This window comes from Microcystis sp. M083S1, assembly GCF_020246405.1.
Taxonomy (GTDB): Bacteria; Cyanobacteriota; Cyanobacteriia; order Cyanobacteriales; family Microcystaceae; genus Microcystis; species Microcystis aeruginosa_C.
Genome location: NZ_JADBTB010000070.1, coordinates 14,312 through 32,620 on the forward strand (window position 1 = coordinate 14,312; position 18,309 = coordinate 32,620).

The following is an 18,309-nucleotide window of genomic DNA, read 5'->3' on the forward strand; positions in this document are numbered from 1 at the left end:
TTTCAGATAAAAAATAGTGTCAGGTGGCTCAATTGGGAAAACTTGACAAAGACCAGATAAAGCTTAACTAAATGTTACAATAAAGGCGGACTGCCTCACCGGCCTAAGACTGGAGAAAAATCAACGATGCTACGACTAGAGAGAATTAGTAAGATTTACCCGACGGGAGAAGTGTTAAAAGATGTCACTTGGGAAGTAAAAACTGGCGATCGCATCGGGTTGGTGGGAGTCAATGGGGCCGGAAAATCCACCCAACTAAAGATTATTATGGGGGAAGTGGAACCCACCGCCGGAGAGATCATCCGTCCTACCAGTCTCCATATCGGCTATCTTACCCAAGAATTTGAAGTGGATCCCCGTCGGACGGTACGCGAGGAATTTTGGACGGTGTTTCAAGAAGCGAATCAAGTCCACCATCAACTAATAGAAATTCCCCAGCACATGGAAAAAGCCGATCCCGAAGAATTAGATCGCTTAATTCATCAATTGGATCGCTTACAAAGACAATTTGAAGGGTTAGATGGTTATGGATTAGAAGCACGCATCGAGAAAATTTTACCAGAAATGGGCTTTACTATTGATGACGGCGATCGCTTGGTAAGTTCCTTTAGTGGTGGTTGGCAAATGCGGATGAGTTTAGGCAAAATTCTCCTACAAACTCCCGATATTTTACTCCTCGATGAACCCACTAACCATTTAGACTTAGAAACCATTGAATGGTTAGAAAAATTCCTCAAGGATTTAACTACTCCCATGGTCATAGTTTCCCACGACCGGGAATTTCTCGATCGCCTCTGTACCAAAATTGTCGAAACTGAAAGGGGAGTTTCTACCACTTATTTAGGTAATTATTCTGCCTACCTACAGCAAAAATACGAACAACAATCCGCTCAGTTAAGTGCCTACGAACGTCAGCAAAAAGAACTAGAAAAACAGCAAGCTTTCGTGGATAGATTCCGGGCCAGTGCCACCCGTAGCACCCAAGCAAAAAGCCGGGAAAAACAATTAGAAAAGGTGGAAAAAATTGAAGCACCAATCGCCGATGTGCGTACCTTAAAATTCCAGTTTCCTCCAGCAGTGCGTAGTGGTCGAGAAGTGGTAACTATCAAAAATCTTGTTCACATTTACGATGATAAAATTCTCTTTTTGGGAGCAAATCTGGAAATAGAAAGGGGCGATAGAGTCGCTTTTTTAGGCCCAAATGGTGCAGGAAAATCGACGCTTTTACGTTTAATTGTTGGGTTAGAACCCCCCACAGAAGGCTCGATCGAAATCGGTAAACATAACGTTATTCCTAGTTATTTTGAGCAGAACCAAGCGGAAGCTTTAGACCTAACTAAAACCGTTTTAAATACGATTCATGATGAAGTTCCCGATTGGAAAGATGTGGAAGTTCGCAGTCTTTTAGGGCGATTTTTATTCAGTGGGGAAACGGTATTAAAAAGAGTAGAATCTTTGAGTGGTGGCGAAAAAGCGCGTCTTGCTTTAGCCAAGATGTTACTTGCTCCCGCTAACTTATTGATTCTCGATGAACCCACTAATCACCTCGATATTCCCGCCAAGGAAATGTTAGAATCGGCTTTAAAAGTTTATGAAGGCACGGTTTTAATTGTTTCCCATGATCGTTATTTTATCTCCCAGGTAGCTAACAAAATTGTCGAGATTCGGGACGGCGAATTAATTGCCTATGCTGGAGATTATCACTATTATCTAGAAAAACTAGACGAAGAAAAACAAAAAGCCGAACAAAAACGCATTGAAGCGGAAAAAGCGGCCAAAGCTGCCGCTAAACGCTCTAAACAAAAGGCCAAAAAAGGTTAGAATGTAAAGTATCAACCTATCCACAATTATCTATCGATTAATTAATCTTATGGCAGCTATAAAAGTAGGCGATCAAGTTCCCAATTTTTCTCTCCCTTCCCAAACAGGGGCAACGGTTAATATCGGCGATTTAATCGGTAAAAAATCCCTAGTAATTTATTTCTATCCCAAAGATGATACTCCGGGTTGTACCGCAGAATCCTGCGCTTTCCGCGATAGTTATGAAGTGTTTACCGATGCAGGTGCGGAAGTTATTGGTATTAGTGCCGATAGTCCCCAATCTCATCAACAATTTGCCCAAAAATATAATCTTCCCTTCACTCTTTTAAGTGATAGCGATAACCGAGTGCGGAAATTATTCGGTGTTCCCTCTACCTTATTCGTCCTCCCCGGACGAGTTACCTATATCATTGATAAAGCGGGAATCGTCAGACATATTTTTGATTCTATGTTAGATTTTAAAGCTCACGTTACCGAATCTTTAAACACGATTAAATCTTTTTAAGTTGATGATTATGAAAGAAATCCCGATCAGATAATTACTTGGGAAGAAATTAAAACATCTATCGAGTAATTGTGCTGATTCTGACTTAAAAACACGCCAATTCAAGTCTGAATTGGCGCTTTTCCCCTAGTTTCGACTGATCGTTTATGGGTGAAAACTCATCTCTTCGGTGAGATTTCCTTTTAAGTCTTCTCCCAATCACTGGGAAAGATTGGTGATCGCTCGTAAAGTAGTTATCTCAATGATGAGGTACGAAGTCTCCTTTTGGGTAACGTCGCCACTGCGGAACGTCGGAAAAGTAGCTAGTCCTCTGGAGATGATGCTAAATACCGTCATACTTCATCTTTATGAGAAAGGCCGTAACTTGCTTTTATAGGTAATACTTTTGAGATATTTACATATCTATCTGTAGTAGGAAATTGGCGAGTGGCGAGTTTTTTTAGTAAACAGTAAAGAGTAATCAGTGAAGTGATAACTGATAACTGATAACTGATAACTGATAACTGATAACTGATAACTGATCACTGCTATAAACCACCCCAAACTAATCGGACTGCCCAAAAGGGAATTAACAAAAATAAAGCAATAAAATCAGCCCATCTTAACTGTAATTGGTGCCAGCGCACTTGATGCTGATTGGGACTGGTAAAACCGCGAACCTCCATAGCGATCGCTATTTGTTCGGCGCGTAAAAGCAAATTATCTAGTAATTTTTCCACTACTGTTAACCAGACGTTTAAACTTCTTTTAATCCCTAATTTTTGCCAATCGATCGCCCTAGTTCGCACTGACCTAGCTAGATTTTGCACTTCTTCTAAAACCAGGGGAATAAAGCGCAAAGATAGGGTAAGAGTCAGAGAAATTTCTGTCACTGGCACATTAAATCGCCGTAAAGGACTCATTAAATTCTCTAAACCTTCGGTAATTTCTTCCGGTGCCGTCGTCAACAAAAAGAGATTAGTGCTATAAATTAAAGTAAAAACTAAGGTACTAATTCTCACTGCTAATTCCAAAGAACGTCGGGTAACAAATAAACGACCTCTATCCCATAAAACATACTGATAATCACTTGCTGGCGGTAAATTCAGCCCTTCCTCCGGCAAACGCGGCTGAATACTCACCCCTAAACCATCGGGAGTGATAGCAGTAATCAGAAAGACAATAATCGCCAAAAATATCAGCCAGCCCATCTGTTGCCGCCAGACGCGGGGAGGAATAGGGGCCAACAGGGTTAACAACATTAACAATCCCACCAAAGCTAAACGCCACCAAGGATTAGCTAATAAAGGTGCTGCTAAAAAAGCCATTAACCAGATAAATTTTACCCGCGCATCCAGTTGATGTAGTCGGGTAATCGGTTGATCGAGATAAAGACCGATGGGCAAACTTCGCAATAAATCCATAAATTAGACCTTGGTGGCTCTATTAACCGTTTTTTCCACTTCTCGCGCCGGTTTGCCGCGCCAGATTAAGCGGATCGGGGTTCCTTTAAAGCCTAACTGTTGCCGGAATTGCCCTTCGATGTAACGGCGATAGTTATCATTAAAGCGCTGGGGATCGTTAACAAAAAGGGCGATCGTGGGGGGTTGACTCGATACTTGCGTGCCATAGTATAGTTTCCCCTGTTTTCCGCCTCTGGTGGTGGGGGGATTGTGCCATTTAACCGCATCTTCGATCACATCGTTGATTACCGAGGTACTGACGCGACGACGGTGAGATTCGGCGGCAATATCAACTAATTCGAGGATTTTAGTGACTCTTTGCCCCGTCATGGCGCTGACAAAGATCATTTCTGCCCAATCCATAAAATACAGCCGATCTTGGAGCATTTTGGTATAAGTATTGATGGTGTAGGTGTCTTTCTCCACCGCATCCCATTTATTGACCACTAGCACCACCGCACGCCCTTCTTCAATGATTCGTCCCGCTAATTTTAAATCCTGTTCGGTGACACCATCTAGCACATCGATGACGAATAACACCACGTCAGACCGGCGAATTGCCTTAAAAGCACGGTTAATACTGAAAAATTCGGCTCCATAGTCCACATTCTTCTTACGGCGAATGCCAGCGGTGTCAATTAACCGATACACCTGTCCTTCTCGTTCAATTAAAGTATCGATCGAGTCTCTAGTGGTTCCCGAAATCGGACTGACGATCGCCCGTTGTTGTCCGGTTAAAGCATTGAGGAGACTGGATTTACCCACGTTAGGACGACCGATAATTGCCACTTTAATCTCTTCATTTTCGGGAATTTCCGCCGCGGGTGGCAAATATTTAATCACCGCATCGAGTAGTTCACCTGTACCAGAACCGTGAATGGCCGAGATGGGGAAGGGTTCACCGATGGCTAATTCCCAGAATTCCGTCGCTTGCAGGATACCCTGTTCCACCGATTCACATTTATTAACTGCCAAAAGTATCGGCACATTTTGCTGTCGTAACCAAGCGGCAATTTCTCGATCGCCGGCGGTAATTCCCCCTTGCCCATCGACGACAAAAATCGCCACACTTGCCTCTGCTAGGGCGATTAAAGCCTGTTCGCGGATTAAAGGGAGAAATTCGCTGTCATCGTTAAAAACTAGCCCTCCTGTATCGACAATTTGAAAATCTCGATCGCACCAGAAAGCTGGTTGATAGGTGCGATCTCTGGTAATCCCGGGTTGATCAAAAACGATCGCCTGTTGATCTCCAGCGATACGATTGACGAGGGTGGATTTGCCCACATTGGGACGACCGATAATAGCGACGACAGGCAGTTTCATAAGAGGAGAAGGGGACGGAAATTAAAGACCCAATATTCTATCATAGCGATTTGCGATCGAGCTTGGTTGATTTAAACGTTGGTGTACCTAAAGATAGTAGTAATGGAGATAGGGATCGGTCGTCGGTCGTCCGGAGACTATTTTTATTTATTCTCCCCACACCCCACACCCTACACCTTTTAAACGGGATTTAGTATGACAGGTCTAGTGACCCAGAAAACAAGGAAGCGCGAGCGATTCATGTTAATTTTTATTAAGAAGCGATCTTTGATGAGAACAGACAACTATGAACTTCGAGATTCCCAGTGCCGTAAAAACTTGGTCACAATTTGGCCATCCCATTCTCATGTGGGTTTTATTAGGATTAACTATCTATGCCCTCTATTCGGGGCTACAATGGCGACGGACGCGGACAGCAGATAAAGACCTAAAAAAAGAATTATTGCCCAAAAATTTTCGCACTAAACACTATCAAATTGGCTCCCTAATCCTGGCTTTAATGGTGTTGGGGACGATCGGGGCTATGGCGGTGACTTATATTAATAACGGTAAATTATTTGTCGGGCCCCATCTGCTGGCCGGTTTAGGGATGGTGGGTTTAATCTCAATCAGTGCCGCTTTAGTACCTTTAATGCAAAAAGGCAACGAATTGGCTAGAATCACCCATATTACCCTTAATGCCGTCATTTTAGGTCTTTTTGGCTGGCAAGCCTTCACAGGAATGGATATAGTCCAGCGTATTCTCAGCAAAATGTAAGAAAACCTAAACAGAGAGGATGCGTCTGATGACGCATCTAACCCTATGAGAGAAGGGAGAGGGGAGCAAAAAACTGACACTAAATCCAATTATTAAAAACTGATACTAAATCTGGTTATTAAAAACTGATTATCTATTGCTCCTATTGCCTATTGCCTTTTGCCTTTTGCCTGTCCTGATATGTAGCCTATACTTAACGGATTTAGTATGAGATGCTCCCTAACCATATCTGCCAATTTTCAGTAAACAGTTCACTGATAACTGATAACTGATCACTGATATAGTCATTTCAGATAAGTCTGATACACTCTAGACCAGTTAAACCCTTATTAACTCTAGCATTGATATTCTCAATCTTAATTGAAATGACTATAACTGATAACTGATCACTGATAACTGATTAAATGCCGTGACTTTTGCCGATTACCCAATGACGACGGAAGAAGCGAGCGAGCGAGGTTTCTTCTAAGGATAAGTAAATCGGTCTTCCGTGGGGACAGGTGCGGGGATTACGAGTATTTTGCCAATCATCGAGTAAATTCTGCATTTCTTCTAAACTTAAAGCTGTACCGTTGCGGATCGCACTACGGCAAGCGGTGGCTACCTGAGCGGTTTGTAAATCGCCCCCTAAACTTAATTCTAGTAAAGCATCAGCCCGATCCTGCCGCTCTTTTAGTAGAACAGGAATACTACGAATAGCCCAAGAACGATCGCCAAAACTAGCAACTTCTAATCCTAAACGTTGTAATTGTTCGACTTGTCGAGTAGTTAACTGATTTAAGATGATCGGAGTATCTAACGGCACGATTTCCCAGTTATCCTCTAAACGTTCGTACAAAACCCGCTCATGGGCAATATGTTGTTCCACTAACCATAATCCGTTAGGATGTTCAGCAACTATATAAGTTTGGTGAATTTGGGCTAATGCCTTTAATTCCAGCCGATTTTTCCTGGATTTCTCCCCTATTGTATAAGTGCTTTTTTCCTCGGCAGCCTTGAGAATTTGACTGACGCGCTGATTTTGCGCTTTTTCGGGTATATGTTCGGGATTTAGTCCTAACGCCTTGTCTATGGCTGAAATTATCTGTTCTTGCCAAAAAATGAGGTTATGCAGGTATATTTCCGCTTTGGCTGGGTGACGATTCCAATCGATCGAACGAGGGTTAAGATGTAGATGGAGAAAACAAACGGGATAGCGATCTTTAGGGACCGTGCGAGCGAAAGCTTTAAATATTGACTGTTCTAACTCCGATGAGCGCACCATTCGCCCATTAACAGCAATTCTAACCCAATCCGGTTGATGGCGAGAAATGCGATCGGGCAAACCAATGACTAATTCAATTTGAGCCAATTCTGCGTCAGGAGTCGTTAAGTCAAGTTTTAGGGATGCTAAATCGTTAAAATGCAGAGATTTAACTAATTGGGGTAATATTTGACTGGCATCCTTACCCGGACTAATGCGTAACCAATCTTGATGATCTTGGAAAACCTGCCAAGTAATTTGGGGATGACAGAGAGCAAAATTATGAATTAAAGTCTGTATATCCTTTAATTGTTTGTTAATTGACGGTAAAGCTTGACGACGCACGGGAAAGTTACCAAAGAGATTCTCTACCGTGACGATAGTGCCGATAGCTATAGGAATCGTTTCTAAATTATCCGGCTCGCCCTGGTGATTGTAAAGACAATAACAACCTAAATCATCGTCATGGCGACTGGCAACCCGCAGACGCGCCACCTGTGCGATACTGTGCAAAGCTTCACCACGGAATCCGAGACTGGTAATCTGCCAAAGATCGTCCCGTTGGCGGATTTTGCTGGTACTGTGGGCATAGCTACACAGTTGCAAATCTTCTCTAGACATTCCCCTACCGTTATCCGATACTTGTATTCGCCAGTTTTGCGGAGATATATCGATGGTAATCCTATCTGCCCCCGCATCAATGGCATTTTCGACTAATTCTCGCACCACAGCGCCTAAAGAGTCGATTACCTCTCCTGCGGCAATTAAATCAATTACGTCTTGGGGTAAAACTTGTATGGGCAAGGTCATCAATTAATGGTTTTAGCCAAGGGCAAACTCGATATATTGTCGCACAGGGGGTGCATGATTAAGGACTCCCCTCCCTACCAATTTATCGGCGATCGCTGCTTCCTTGCCATCCCGCTGCACTGATCAAATATAGCGATAGTCCTGGAGCAAGTCCAATGAGTATGGGCTACATATCAGGAGATGCACTCCTGCAAGGGGAGTGACTCTTAAATTATACTAAATCCGTTGAGCATAGGCTACATATCAGGAGAGCCAAGAGGCAGAAGGCAAGAGGCAAAAGGGGGAATAAATAATCAGTTTTTAATAACCGAATTTAGTATTATTACAGATGCGTCAGCAGCTGCGTGTAAGCATCCCACCGAAAAACTAATGCGCGGGGGGTTTGGGGGGTAGAACCCCCCAAAAGCTTGGATTGAGTGATAAAATCGGAAGCAATACTAAATCCGTGGAGTATGGGCTACATATCAGGAGAGGCACTCCTGCAAAACGGAGAATAAATAATCAGTTTTTAATAACTGGATTTAGTCTGATTACCGTAGCGGCAAAAATGCTGTTGATAGGCAATAATCCCTGATCGAGATAAGATTAATTCTGGTGATCATAGGGAGGACAGTGGTGAATAAACTAAGCATTCTGGTTTTACACGGGCCGAATTTAAACCTATTGGGGAAAAGAGAGCCGAATCTCTACGGTAACGTCAATTTAGAAGCGATTAACCAGTTTTTAAGCGAAGAAGCTACCCGTTTAGGGGTGAATTTAACCGCGCACCAGTCCAATCAGGAAGGGCAATTAGTGGACTGGATTCAGCAAGCATGGGGTCAGCATGACGGTATTTTGATTAATGCAGCAGCTTATACTCATACCAGTATCGCCATCCGCGACGCACTCTTAGGCACAAAAATTGCCTGTGTGGAAGTACACTTAAGCAATATTTACAAACGCGAGTCTTTTCGTCATCATTCCTACATTGCCGATATAGCCATCGGACAGATTAGCGGTTTTGGGGCCGAAAGTTATCGCTTAGGATTATGGGCATTAGTCGATTATTTGCAAAAGAATGGGAAAATTTAAGACAAATGCTGGAACTTCGGGCTTTTAAACCCAAATTTTCGATAAACTAGCGTAGAGGCCGTCTTTGGTTAATAAATCTTCATGGGTTCCCGATTCGACTAATTCCCCGCGTTTCAGCACAAGAATTCGATCGACATTGCGAATAGTGGAGAGACGATGGGCGATAATAATAGCAGTACGATCGACTAAAATCTGTTCTAAAGCTTCTTGAATTAATACTTCTGTCCCCACGTCTAAACTAGCAGTAGCTTCATCTAAAACTAGAATTTCTGGGTTACGAATAGCGACTCTCGCAAAAGCGAGTAATTGTTTTTGTCCTCCCGACAAATTTGCGCCCCGTTCGCGTAAACGGGTATGATAACCATCGGGTAACTCCTCGATAAAGTGATCGATATTAGTTAATTTAGCCGCTGCCTTCACCTGCTCAAAATCATAATTTTCTCCTAAAGTAATATTGCGAGTAACATCCCCAGCAAAGAGAAAAGTTTCTTGGAGAATGACACCAATATAACGTCTTAATTCCCCTTGGGGAAGATAACGGATATCGATACCATCCACTAGAATTCTGCCCTTACTTGGTTCGTAAAGACGACAGAGAAGACGAATAATCGAACTTTTTCCCGCACCAGTGGGACCGACTAAAGCGACTTTTTCACCCGGATGAATAGTAAAATTGAGACCTTTGATAATATATTCATCAGGTTTATAACCAAACCAAACATTTTCAAAAATAATCTCGCCAGTTTGACATTTTTCTGGAAAAGAAATCTCTTTATAATTGTTAGAATCGGTTATTTCAATGGGAATACTAATTAATTCCCCAATGCGTTCAATAGCAGTAAAACCCGATTGAAACATGGTAAATTTTTCGGCAAACTGACGCAGGGGATTAAAGAGACGTTGGGAGAATAAAATAAAAGCCGATAAAACCCCAAAATCAATGGTTTTCTGGAGAATAAAAATCCCGCCTAACCATAATACTCCTCCCACGGCAATTAATCCGATCCATTCCAACGTAGCTGAGACGGCCGAATCATAAAAAATTGTTTTATCTAGGGAGCGACGATAGTGAGTATTGGTAGCGCGAAACATTTCAGCGTTAAAGCGTTCGCGGCGAAACAATTGAACAATATTAACTCCGACTACATTTTCCTGTAATTGGGCATTAAGTTTTGATAATTCCTCGCGTACTTGATAGTTAGCGATGCGGTATTGTTTTTGAAAAAAGATAATTAAAACAGTGACGGGAAATAACATCAACACCAACAATAGAGCTAATTGCCATTGTAGGGTAAACATGGTGATGATAATAACTAAAATATTGACCAAATCACTGACAACTCCGATCGCCCCACTAGCAAAAACTTCTCCTAATGCTTCCACATCGCTGGTTAAACGAGTGACTAAACGTCCCACGGGAGAGCGATCAAAAAAACTGGAGGAAAGGGAAGTAACATGACTAAATAAATCTTCCCGGACATTAGCAGTAATGGACTGACCGACTTTCTGCACTAGATAACCTTGTGTTGTCCCTAAAATCAGTCGTAAAATAATCGAAGCTGACAGGATAATAATTAAGGTATTAATGGCTGCTGTTAAGGGCATTTGAGCCAAAAAATCCCAAGTTTGTTCCTTTTGCAAAAGGGAGACCGCTTGACCGATAATTAAGGGTTGGATCGCCCCCGTGAGAGATAGGGGAAAAAGAAGTATTAATGAGCAAAATAGCAGGGCTTTTTGCTTTTTTGCGTAGGGAAGTAATCTTAATAATAAGCTCCAGTCATTTTCTTTGACCGGAGGGGACACAGGGGGTGATGATAGACTCATGAAGTGATTTCCAATGAAATTCTCGGCAGCCGGGGAGAAATTACACCCCTATTGTTAACTTTTCTAACAGGCGATCGATCTGGAAATGTTCCTCCATTAATTCTCGAATACAAGCGACTTTTACCTGTTCCTGTAAGCGAATCTTGCCGAAGGCCTGATCGACAATTTCCACGGTGGTGAGAGTATCTAAATTTACCGAGAGAATCGGGACTTCTAAATCCTCGGCCCGGCCCAGAATCAGGGGATCCGGAGAGATGGAACCAGTTAAGATCAAACAGGTGGTAGAAGTTTCTAGGGCAGCTAACTGTAGGTCTGTGCGATCGCCGCCCGTGATCACGGCCATATTTTCCCCCTTGCGAAAATATTCTAAAGCGGCGTTGACATTCATTGCCCCGATCGCTAAACTTTCTACCATCCAATCTAAACGATCGGGCCGACATAATACTTTGGCCCCCAAAAGATGGACAATTTCCCGAACACTAATACTGCGCAGCAGTTTACTAGCGGGTAACAGTCCTAAAACTTCCACACCTTGGCGGGCCAGATAGGGTTTCAGGAGAGATTGTACTTCCTCCCAATCATCGGCCGGGATATCGCTAATCACTACCCCCAGCAGCTGATTATTTAATTCCTCTCTTGCTTTCAGCAGACTCTCGGCAATTAGGGGAGAACTATAGCGGGCCACCAATAGGATTGGAGTCTGGAGAATTTTGGCCATCTCCCCCATCGATAACTGAAAAATACTGCCTTCCCAGAGAGTCCCCGGCCCTTCGAGGAGGATAATATCACTGTTAACTCGATCGAGATAGCCAGCAAGAATATTGCCGTAGTCCTGTTTATCTGTACCTTGTAGACGTTTAGCAACGGAATCCACATCGGTGTAGATCACCGGTAAACGCAGCTGTTTGGGGGATAATTCTAGTAATTGCCGGATAAATTCTACATCCTCATCGACCAATTGCCCATCGACGTATCCCGGACAATTGCCCACTGGTTTGCCATAACTTATCTCTAGTCCTTTTTGCCGCAAGAGATGCGCTAAACCGACGATAGTTCCCGATTTACCACTGAGGGGTTCTAGGGAAGAGATAAGTATAGATTTGGCTGATTTCGCCACGATTTGCTCCTTTTAACCCGTACAATCTCGATTTTTATCATTCAAATTGCAGCAGTTTCCGATAAAATCCCTGCGAAAAGTCGGCCGAACCTAGCTGCTTAAAGGTTTTAATTGCACCGATGAGATATTCGATCAACTCAGCGTTAATAATCGTCATCTCATAGCTTAGGTCGGCCTGTCCTTCAAATTGTAAACGACAACGGGTCAATTCCGAGGGCAATTTTGATACGTACCAAGAGGCCACAAAGGGAATCCCTTCGCTATTTTCTATGCGACGACGACCTTCTAAAGATCCTCCCTGATACAAAGCGATCGCATAGGGCAGGATACTATGTTTGTCCTTGGCATAGTAGGGCATATATACTAACACATCAGCCTTATTAGCGGGTTCTAATTGTTCGATAGTCGGCATAATTAGTTAATTCTTTGCTTCACGGCCAAGTTAACATTGATACTGATATTTTTCAGAAATTTTAACCGACCACTCCCACCGATTGTCCTGATCGGCAGATTTTACGGCCAGATCATCCCTCTATGCTGAGGTTATCATCGAGTATAACTGGCATACTAACCCGAAAAACCGTGCCAGGATAAAGGGAACTTGTTCCCTCGGGATTAGGACTGATAAATTCAATCGTCCCCCCCATGCTGGTAATTAATTCTTTGGCGATCGCTAACCCCAATCCTGTACCAGGTATATCTCCCCCCGCTTGCACTCCCCGGTAGTGACGTTGAAAAATTCTTTCTTGATCGCTCCTCGCTATACCATAACCCGTGTCTTTAAAAACAATTTCTACACTATTCTTAACATTTTTTACCTCGACGGTAACTTTTCCGCCAGCAGCAGTATATTTGAGGGCATTATCAATTAAATTACTGAATACTTCCCGCAAACCGGGGATATTAGCCCGAATAAGTGGTATGTCTTCCCCGTAAATCCTTTCTAAACTGAGATTTCTCTCTTTGGCTACCGCTTGGGCGGAAAGGAGCAGCGGATCGAGAATATCATGGATATCGATCGGAGTTAGTTGGCTGCTGCCAGCAGGCAAGAGAAAGGCAGTGGGGGAAGATTGCGCTTGCAGGAGAGGAATATCGACAGTGGGGTAATTTTCGCTTTCTTGCTGAATTTGTCCCTCAAATTCGGCAATTAAGTCCCGAACTCGATCGCTTTCCCTCAATATACCGGTAATGGCGGGATCGTTACTTTCTTCGGCTAACAGCCTTTTGAGTAGAAGTTTACCAAAGGTTTTTAACGCGGTGAGGGGATTGCGGATTTGATGGAGAAAGGTATCGAGGCGCTGACGTTGCCATTGTCGATAATAGCGTTCTTCTCCCAATTGGCGATCGAGTACACAGGCTAAAGCGAGGGTTTGGGTGATTTTTTCCATCTGGGTTAATTCCCAACTTTGCCAAGGTCGTTTTTCTCTGGTTGTCACCAATAATCCGATCATGCCCTCTTCATACATTAAGGGTAAAAACAAGCGATGACCGCTGACGGTCTCCTGATTACTCCAGAGGTGGGATAAATCTTCTAACTTAACCGCAGTTAACAAGTCGGCCGCCGGTTGCCCTGGTTGTAAGGAAAGCCGCTTTGTTTGGGGAGAAGGGGGATTAAAGGGCGGATAAACAACGACTGGAATTAAATCACTCGATAAAGGTTCAGTTAAATAAACCGCACTTCTGTCCGCTTCCATTTGCTCCCGCAAAAGTTCCATCTGTGCCTGACAGAGGGCAATAAAATCATTACTCAGGGGAGTCCGGGAGGGGAAGGAGAAGGGCATACCAAGAAAGTAAAAAGTAAAAAATCAGAAAACCTTGATAAAGCTAGGGTTGCGAGTTTTATTTCCCAGTTTACACGGGAGAGAAGGGCGATTCTCTTGGATCGAGGGCAGCCAGTAAAAAGCAATTAGGACAAGGGTTTGGTCACTATTTTAGAGGTGGATCGCGGTATATATTAAAAAAAGTTTAAGAATAATAAGTTTTGTATCGGGATTTGGGGGAGTGTTTTTGTCAGAAAAACTTAAACATAGTCCCAGTCTAGCTTCCGGTCAAACTTGTCTGTACTTGGCTTTGTGAGAGACACTTGATTTCTTGGTCTAGAAGGGATATAATCGCTACGGCTTTTGTAACTATCATTACAACGATTAGCCAAAACAGGAGGTAATTGGGTTGGCCAGAAAACGGAAACGTAAGAGTCGCCGTCGTCAAGAAGGACGTAAGATACTTGAACTTGTACCCCAGTATAGTATTGAAAGTGGCGAGGATAAACCCGTAACTGCGGCGCGTAAGTATATTCAAGCTATAGGCATTAGCCCACCAGCTTTATTGATTGTTAAGCGTAACGAGCATACAACCGATCGCTATTTCTGGGCTGAAAAAGGACTGTTTGGAGCGCAATATGTGGAGGAAAACCACTTCCTTTTCCCAAGTTTACGCGACCTGCAGCCCCAGCCCGTCAAAGCACCGGTAGCAGTTGCCAAATAATTCACAAGACTATTAATCGTATCATGGAAAGTGAACTCGTTTACAGAAAAGTAAACGAGTTTTTTTTGAGGATAAGAGGAGCGGGAACCTTTAAGTGATCAGTAATCAGTAAAATGAAAACTCACATCTGATCACCGAAAAGGCGGACAGCTAAAGAGGGAATGGGGTTATGAGAATTTTTTAGCGGTTATTTAGGGTTTGCTGAATAAATCTAAAAACCTTGTTGGGTAAGACTTTTAGACTTTTTGTCAATCAAAAAGTCCCAGGTATGGGAGTGATCAGGGGGAAAATCCTTGGACTTTTTCCCTAAAAATTAGGTAATTGGCCACCTCAAAACCGGTAAAACCCCACACCCCACACCCCACACCCCACACCCTGTCCCCACGAAAAACTTTTTCAGCAGACCCTATTTAGGCTGATTTTGGCTTTAAATCGCTGTAATCAATTAAATTTCCTCATTTAAACCCGATAAGATTGGTGAGGTAATAAATTATTTCCGATCAGGATCGCAAAGTTCAACCTTTAAGGTATGATTGGGAACATTAATTATTTTTTTATGTATTGCACTAAAACGTAGAGGGCAAGCAGCAGTGATTAGAGTAGCGATCAATGGTTTCGGACGGATTGGACGTAATTTCCTAAGATGTTGGTTAGGACGGACTAATAGTGGCTTGGAGGTAGTGGGGATCAATGATACATCCGATCCCCGTAGTAACGCTCACCTGCTCAAATATGACTCGATGTTAGGCAAACTTAACGCTAATATCGATGCCGATGATAATTCTTTAATTGTTAACGGTAAGACTATTAAATGTTATTCCGATCGCAATCCCCTCAATCTGCCCTGGGCAGAATGGGGTGTAGATTTAGTGATCGAAGCTACCGGTGTTTTCGTCGATGAAGAGGGCGCTTCTAAGCATATTGTCGCAGGAGCTAAAAAAGTCCTCATTACCGCACCGGGTAAAGGTTCGGGTGTGGGAACCTATGTCGTCGGTGTCAACGCTCACGAATACGAACACGATAAATACAACGTCATCAGTAATGCCAGTTGTACCACCAACTGTCTTGCTCCTGTCGTCAAAGTGATTCACGAAAACTTCGGCATCATCAAAGGGACGATGACCACCACCCACAGTTACACTGGTGATCAACGGATTCTGGATGCTAGTCACCGGGATCTGCGTCGCGCTCGCGCCGCCGCCGTTAACATCGTTCCCACCTCCACCGGCGCCGCTAAAGCTGTAGCCTTAGTTATCCCCGACATGAAAGGGAAACTTAACGGTATCGCTCTGCGGGTACCCACTCCTAACGTTTCTGTGGTGGATTTAGTGGCGCAAGTGGAAAAAAGCACGATCGCGGAACAGGTAAACGAAGTCCTCAAAGAAGCTTCGGAAAATTCTTTGAAAGGAATTCTCGAATATAATGATTTACCTCTCGTTTCCTCTGATTATCGCGGTGTTGATGCCTCCTCGATCATCGATGCTAGTCTCACCATGGTGATGGGTGGCGATATGGTAAAAGTTATCGCTTGGTACGATAACGAATGGGGTTACTCCCAACGGGTGGTTGATCTCGCTGAAGTCGTCGCCAGCAAGTGGAAAAGCTAAATTAGTTAACTGAGCAGTGATAAATTCTCACTGAAAAAGCGCCGATAGATTCCCTCTGTCACCAATTGTGCGGTGATTAGGTTAGCTAGGGCAATCATAAACAGGATCAGTATCTGGTAGGAGGCGGCGTTTAAAGGTTCACTTCCTGCCAATACCTGTCCGGTGAACATTCCGGGTAAACTGACTAAACCCACTACCATCATCTGATTGAGGGTGGGGATTAAACTAGCTCGAATCGCTTCTTTTTGATAAGCTGCGATCGCTTGTTGAGGGGTTGCCCCCAAACAAAGATGGGTTTCGATTTCTAAACGGTGACTTTTAATGGCACTGCTTAATCTTTCCCCGGCTAAAGAGGCACTGTTCATCGCTTGCCCTAACACCATCCCCGTCAAGGGAATCAAGTATTGGGGTGAGTACCATTGTTCTGGTTGAATGATTAAAGCGATCGCATAACCTAAAGTTAGACAGCTACTAATTAATAAAGAGCCGAAAACTAGCGGTAATAGGGCTTTATCCCGGCTATCAATGCGATTTTTAGCAACAATAGTCGCGATAGTCATCATTACTGCCAAAATCCCCAGCACTGCCAGAGGATTATCAAGGGAAAAAATAACGGCGATAACGTAGCCTACCACTAATAATTGCAGGATCGAGCGACCAGTCGCTAATAATAATTGGCCCTCTAGGGCTAAATTTGACCAACGGGAGAGGAGTAAACAAATACCCATCATCCCCAAAGCCCAACCCAAATCCACCAGATTTAGTTCTACTAATCCATCCATAAAAATAAAAGAAACAAATTAAAAGGATACTTCATCTATAAATAGCAAGTTTATAATTATTTTTGACTAATTATTCCTTCTTTTCGCCGACAAATCCCGATTAGTCTCTAATTTGAGTGAAAGCGCGTGAGTACAATTCCCCCCGTCGATTTATCCCGTCAATACCAAGTCATCAGCGAAGAAGCTAACCATGCCGTTTTAGAAATCCTCCGTTCTGGGCGCTATATTGGCGGTGAAGCTGTGAGCGAATTAGAGCGACAATTTGCCCTCTATCATGGTGTTAGCGATTGTGTCGCCTGTAATTCGGGAACCGATGCCCTTTATCTGGCACTACGCGCCCTCGGTATTCAAGCGGGGGATGAAGTAATCACTTCTACTTTTTCGTTTATTGCCACCGCCGAAGCGATTAATTTAGTCGGAGCAGTGCCAGTTTTTGTCGATATCGATATTAATACTTTTAACCTCGATGTGGCACTGTTGGAAAAAGCGCTTACTCCCCAGACTAAAGCGATTATCCCCGTACACCTTTTTGGGCAATCTGTCAATATGTCTGAGGTGGTAAATTTCGCTCGTTCCCATAATTTATTGGTGATTGAGGATTGCGCTCAGGCAACGGGAGCAGAATGGCATGGGCAGAAAGTGGGGAGTATCGGCGATATTGGCTGTTTTAGCTTCTTTCCCACCAAAAATTTAGGCGGTTGTGGCGATGGTGGCGCAATTACCACCAATAACCCCGAGTTAGCGGCACAAATTCGCATGATTAAAGAACACGGCAGCAAGGTGCGTTATCTCCATGAGGTAATTGGGGTGAATAGCCGCTTAGATGCCATTCAAGCGGTTATTTTGCAAATTAAGCTGAAATATCTCGATTTTTGGAATAATCAACGGATCGAGATTGCCCAACGTTATCGGGAATTACTGCAACCTTTGCCTAATATCACTTTACCCGCCGCTTTAGCCGGGGGTAAGCACGTTTGGAATCAGTACACAATCCTAACGGAAAATCGTGACCAAATGCGGGCGGCTTTGCAGGAAAAAGATGTCCTATCGATGGTGTATTATCCGATTCCCCTACATTTACAGCCGGTTTATCAGTATTTAGGCTATAAAAAAGGTGATTTACCCGTGGCTGAATTGGCCAGTGAAAAAGTGTTATCTTTACCTATGTTCCCCGATTTAAGCTTTGAGGAACAACAACAGGTAGCCTACGCGCTAAAAGATTGTTTGCATAGTTCCTGAGTTATCAGTGGGAATTATGAATTATGAATTATGAATTAGGAAGTGGGAAGAATAAACAAAAATAATCTCCTGACGACCGACTCCTGACGACCGGCTACTGACTCCTAACCCCACCAACAGACTTATTCAGCCAACCCTACTTAAGGTCTGCTGAATAAATCTAAAAACCTTGCTGGATAAGACTTTTAGCCTTTTTTGAAATCCAAAAGTACCAGATATGGGAGTGATCAGGGGGAAATTCAGCTACTTTTTCCCTGAAAATTAGGTAATTGACCCCCTCAAAA

15 protein-coding genes are annotated in these 18,309 nt (G+C 43.4%); 7 read left to right on the forward strand and 8 right to left on the reverse strand.

Translation table 11 applies throughout. The annotated features are described in order from the left end of the window. The first annotated feature begins 126 nt into the window (after positions 1 to 126). Entirely contained in the window at positions 127 to 1,821 is a 1,695-nt protein-coding gene (locus IM450_RS06710; RefSeq protein WP_004268096.1) for an ABC-F family ATP-binding cassette domain-containing protein, read from the forward strand. 49 nt (positions 1,822 to 1,870) lie between these two features. Next, positions 1,871 to 2,326 carry a peroxiredoxin gene (locus IM450_RS06715; RefSeq protein WP_287668904.1) on the forward strand — a complete coding sequence of 152 codons (456 nt, stop codon included), beginning with the start codon at positions 1,871 to 1,873 and terminating at the stop codon, positions 2,324 to 2,326. Between the two features lie 527 nt (positions 2,327 to 2,853). Here IM450_RS06715 and IM450_RS06720 read toward each other — a convergent pair. Both IM450_RS06720 and der read right to left on the reverse strand, forming a co-directional pair. Beyond that, positions 2,854 to 3,729, reverse strand: coding sequence for an energy-coupling factor transporter transmembrane component T family protein (locus IM450_RS06720; RefSeq protein WP_004268092.1), 876 nt, complete (start codon positions 3,727 to 3,729; stop codon positions 2,854 to 2,856). Positions 3,730 to 3,732: 3 nt separating this feature from the next. Beyond that, positions 3,733 to 5,091 carry a ribosome biogenesis GTPase Der gene (der, locus tag IM450_RS06725; protein ID WP_004268090.1) on the reverse strand — a complete coding sequence of 453 codons (1,359 nt, stop codon included), beginning with the start codon at positions 5,089 to 5,091 and terminating at the stop codon, positions 3,733 to 3,735. A gap of 286 nt (positions 5,092 to 5,377) precedes the next feature. On the opposite strand from der, the gene IM450_RS06730 reads away from it, so the two are divergent. Beyond that, positions 5,378 to 5,848 carry a DUF4079 domain-containing protein gene (locus tag IM450_RS06730; RefSeq protein ID WP_002735750.1) on the forward strand — a complete coding sequence of 157 codons (471 nt, stop codon included), beginning with the start codon at positions 5,378 to 5,380 and terminating at the stop codon, positions 5,846 to 5,848. Between the two features lie 400 nt (positions 5,849 to 6,248). Here IM450_RS06730 and mutL read toward each other — a convergent pair whose 3' ends face one another. After that, positions 6,249 to 7,901, reverse strand: a complete 1,653-nt coding sequence (gene mutL / locus IM450_RS06735) for a DNA mismatch repair endonuclease MutL (protein ID WP_287668908.1) — start codon at positions 7,899 to 7,901, stop codon at positions 6,249 to 6,251. Between the two features lie 615 nt (positions 7,902 to 8,516). Here mutL and aroQ point away from each other — a divergent pair. After that, positions 8,517 to 8,972 carry a type II 3-dehydroquinate dehydratase gene (gene aroQ, locus IM450_RS06740; protein WP_159251592.1) on the forward strand — a complete coding sequence of 152 codons (456 nt, stop codon included), beginning with the start codon at positions 8,517 to 8,519 and terminating at the stop codon, positions 8,970 to 8,972. Between the two features lie 24 nt (positions 8,973 to 8,996). Here aroQ and IM450_RS06745 read toward each other — a convergent pair whose 3' ends face one another. From IM450_RS06745 to IM450_RS06760, 4 genes are all read right to left on the reverse strand, one after another. Then, positions 8,997 to 10,796, reverse strand: coding sequence for an ABC transporter ATP-binding protein (locus IM450_RS06745; RefSeq protein ID WP_287668911.1), 1,800 nt, complete (start codon positions 10,794 to 10,796; stop codon positions 8,997 to 8,999). Positions 10,797 to 10,836: 40 nt separating this feature from the next. Further along, complete coding sequence (locus IM450_RS06750) at positions 10,837 to 11,913, reverse strand: phosphotransacetylase family protein (RefSeq protein WP_004268084.1); 1,077 nt, start codon at positions 11,911 to 11,913, stop codon at positions 10,837 to 10,839. A gap of 37 nt (positions 11,914 to 11,950) precedes the next feature. Further along, a complete protein-coding gene (gene ebsA, locus IM450_RS06755; RefSeq protein ID WP_287668915.1) occupies positions 11,951 to 12,325 on the reverse strand; it encodes a type IV pilus biogenesis protein EbsA in 375 nt (124 codons plus the stop codon). 112 nt (positions 12,326 to 12,437) lie between these two features. After that, on the reverse strand, positions 12,438 to 13,694 hold the full coding sequence (locus IM450_RS06760) for a GAF domain-containing sensor histidine kinase (protein ID WP_004268082.1): 1,257 nt from the start codon (positions 13,692 to 13,694) through the stop codon (positions 12,438 to 12,440). Between the two features lie 388 nt (positions 13,695 to 14,082). Here IM450_RS06760 and IM450_RS06765 point away from each other — a divergent pair, with 388 nt between their 5' ends. Further along, positions 14,083 to 14,397: a DUF3155 domain-containing protein gene (locus tag IM450_RS06765; protein WP_004268081.1), complete on the forward strand. Its 315-nt coding sequence runs from the start codon at positions 14,083 to 14,085 to the stop codon at positions 14,395 to 14,397. A gap of 590 nt (positions 14,398 to 14,987) precedes the next feature. Then, positions 14,988 to 16,004 carry a type I glyceraldehyde-3-phosphate dehydrogenase gene (locus tag IM450_RS06770; RefSeq protein WP_194016480.1) on the forward strand — a complete coding sequence of 339 codons (1,017 nt, stop codon included), beginning with the start codon at positions 14,988 to 14,990 and terminating at the stop codon, positions 16,002 to 16,004. 5 nt (positions 16,005 to 16,009) lie between these two features. Here the strand turns inward: IM450_RS06770 and IM450_RS06775 are convergent, their stop codons facing one another. Further along, entirely contained in the window at positions 16,010 to 16,786 is a 777-nt protein-coding gene (locus IM450_RS06775) for an ABC transporter permease (protein WP_287668919.1), read from the reverse strand. A 126-nt stretch (positions 16,787 to 16,912) separates the two neighbouring features. Between IM450_RS06775 and IM450_RS06780 the strand changes: the two genes are divergently transcribed. Next, complete coding sequence (locus IM450_RS06780; RefSeq protein WP_287668922.1) at positions 16,913 to 18,025, forward strand: DegT/DnrJ/EryC1/StrS family aminotransferase; 1,113 nt, start codon at positions 16,913 to 16,915, stop codon at positions 18,023 to 18,025. Positions 18,026 to 18,309: the final 284 nt, after the last annotated feature.

Bases quoted from the DNA above. Each gene is read 5' to 3' on its own strand.
- der (WP_004268090.1), bottom strand. From the start codon at position 5,091: ATGAAACTGCCTGTCGTCGCTATTATCGGTCGTCCCAATGTGGGCAAA.
- IM450_RS06760 (WP_004268082.1), bottom strand. From the start codon at position 13,694: ATGCCCTTCTCCTTCCCCTCCCGGACTCCCCTGAGTAATGATTTTATT.
- mutL (WP_287668908.1), bottom strand. From the start codon at position 7,901: ATGACCTTGCCCATACAAGTTTTACCCCAAGACGTAATTGATTTAATT.
- IM450_RS06720 (WP_004268092.1), bottom strand. From the start codon at position 3,729: ATGGATTTATTGCGAAGTTTGCCCATCGGTCTTTATCTCGATCAACCG.
- IM450_RS06745 (WP_287668911.1), bottom strand. From the start codon at position 10,796: ATGAGTCTATCATCACCCCCTGTGTCCCCTCCGGTCAAAGAAAATGAC.
- IM450_RS06710 (WP_004268096.1), top strand. From the start codon at position 127: ATGCTACGACTAGAGAGAATTAGTAAGATTTACCCGACGGGAGAAGTG.
- IM450_RS06715 (WP_287668904.1), top strand. From the start codon at position 1,871: ATGGCAGCTATAAAAGTAGGCGATCAAGTTCCCAATTTTTCTCTCCCT.
- IM450_RS06730 (WP_002735750.1), top strand. From the start codon at position 5,378: ATGAACTTCGAGATTCCCAGTGCCGTAAAAACTTGGTCACAATTTGGC.
- ebsA (WP_287668915.1), bottom strand. From the start codon at position 12,325: ATGCCGACTATCGAACAATTAGAACCCGCTAATAAGGCTGATGTGTTA.
- IM450_RS06775 (WP_287668919.1), bottom strand. From the start codon at position 16,786: ATGGATGGATTAGTAGAACTAAATCTGGTGGATTTGGGTTGGGCTTTG.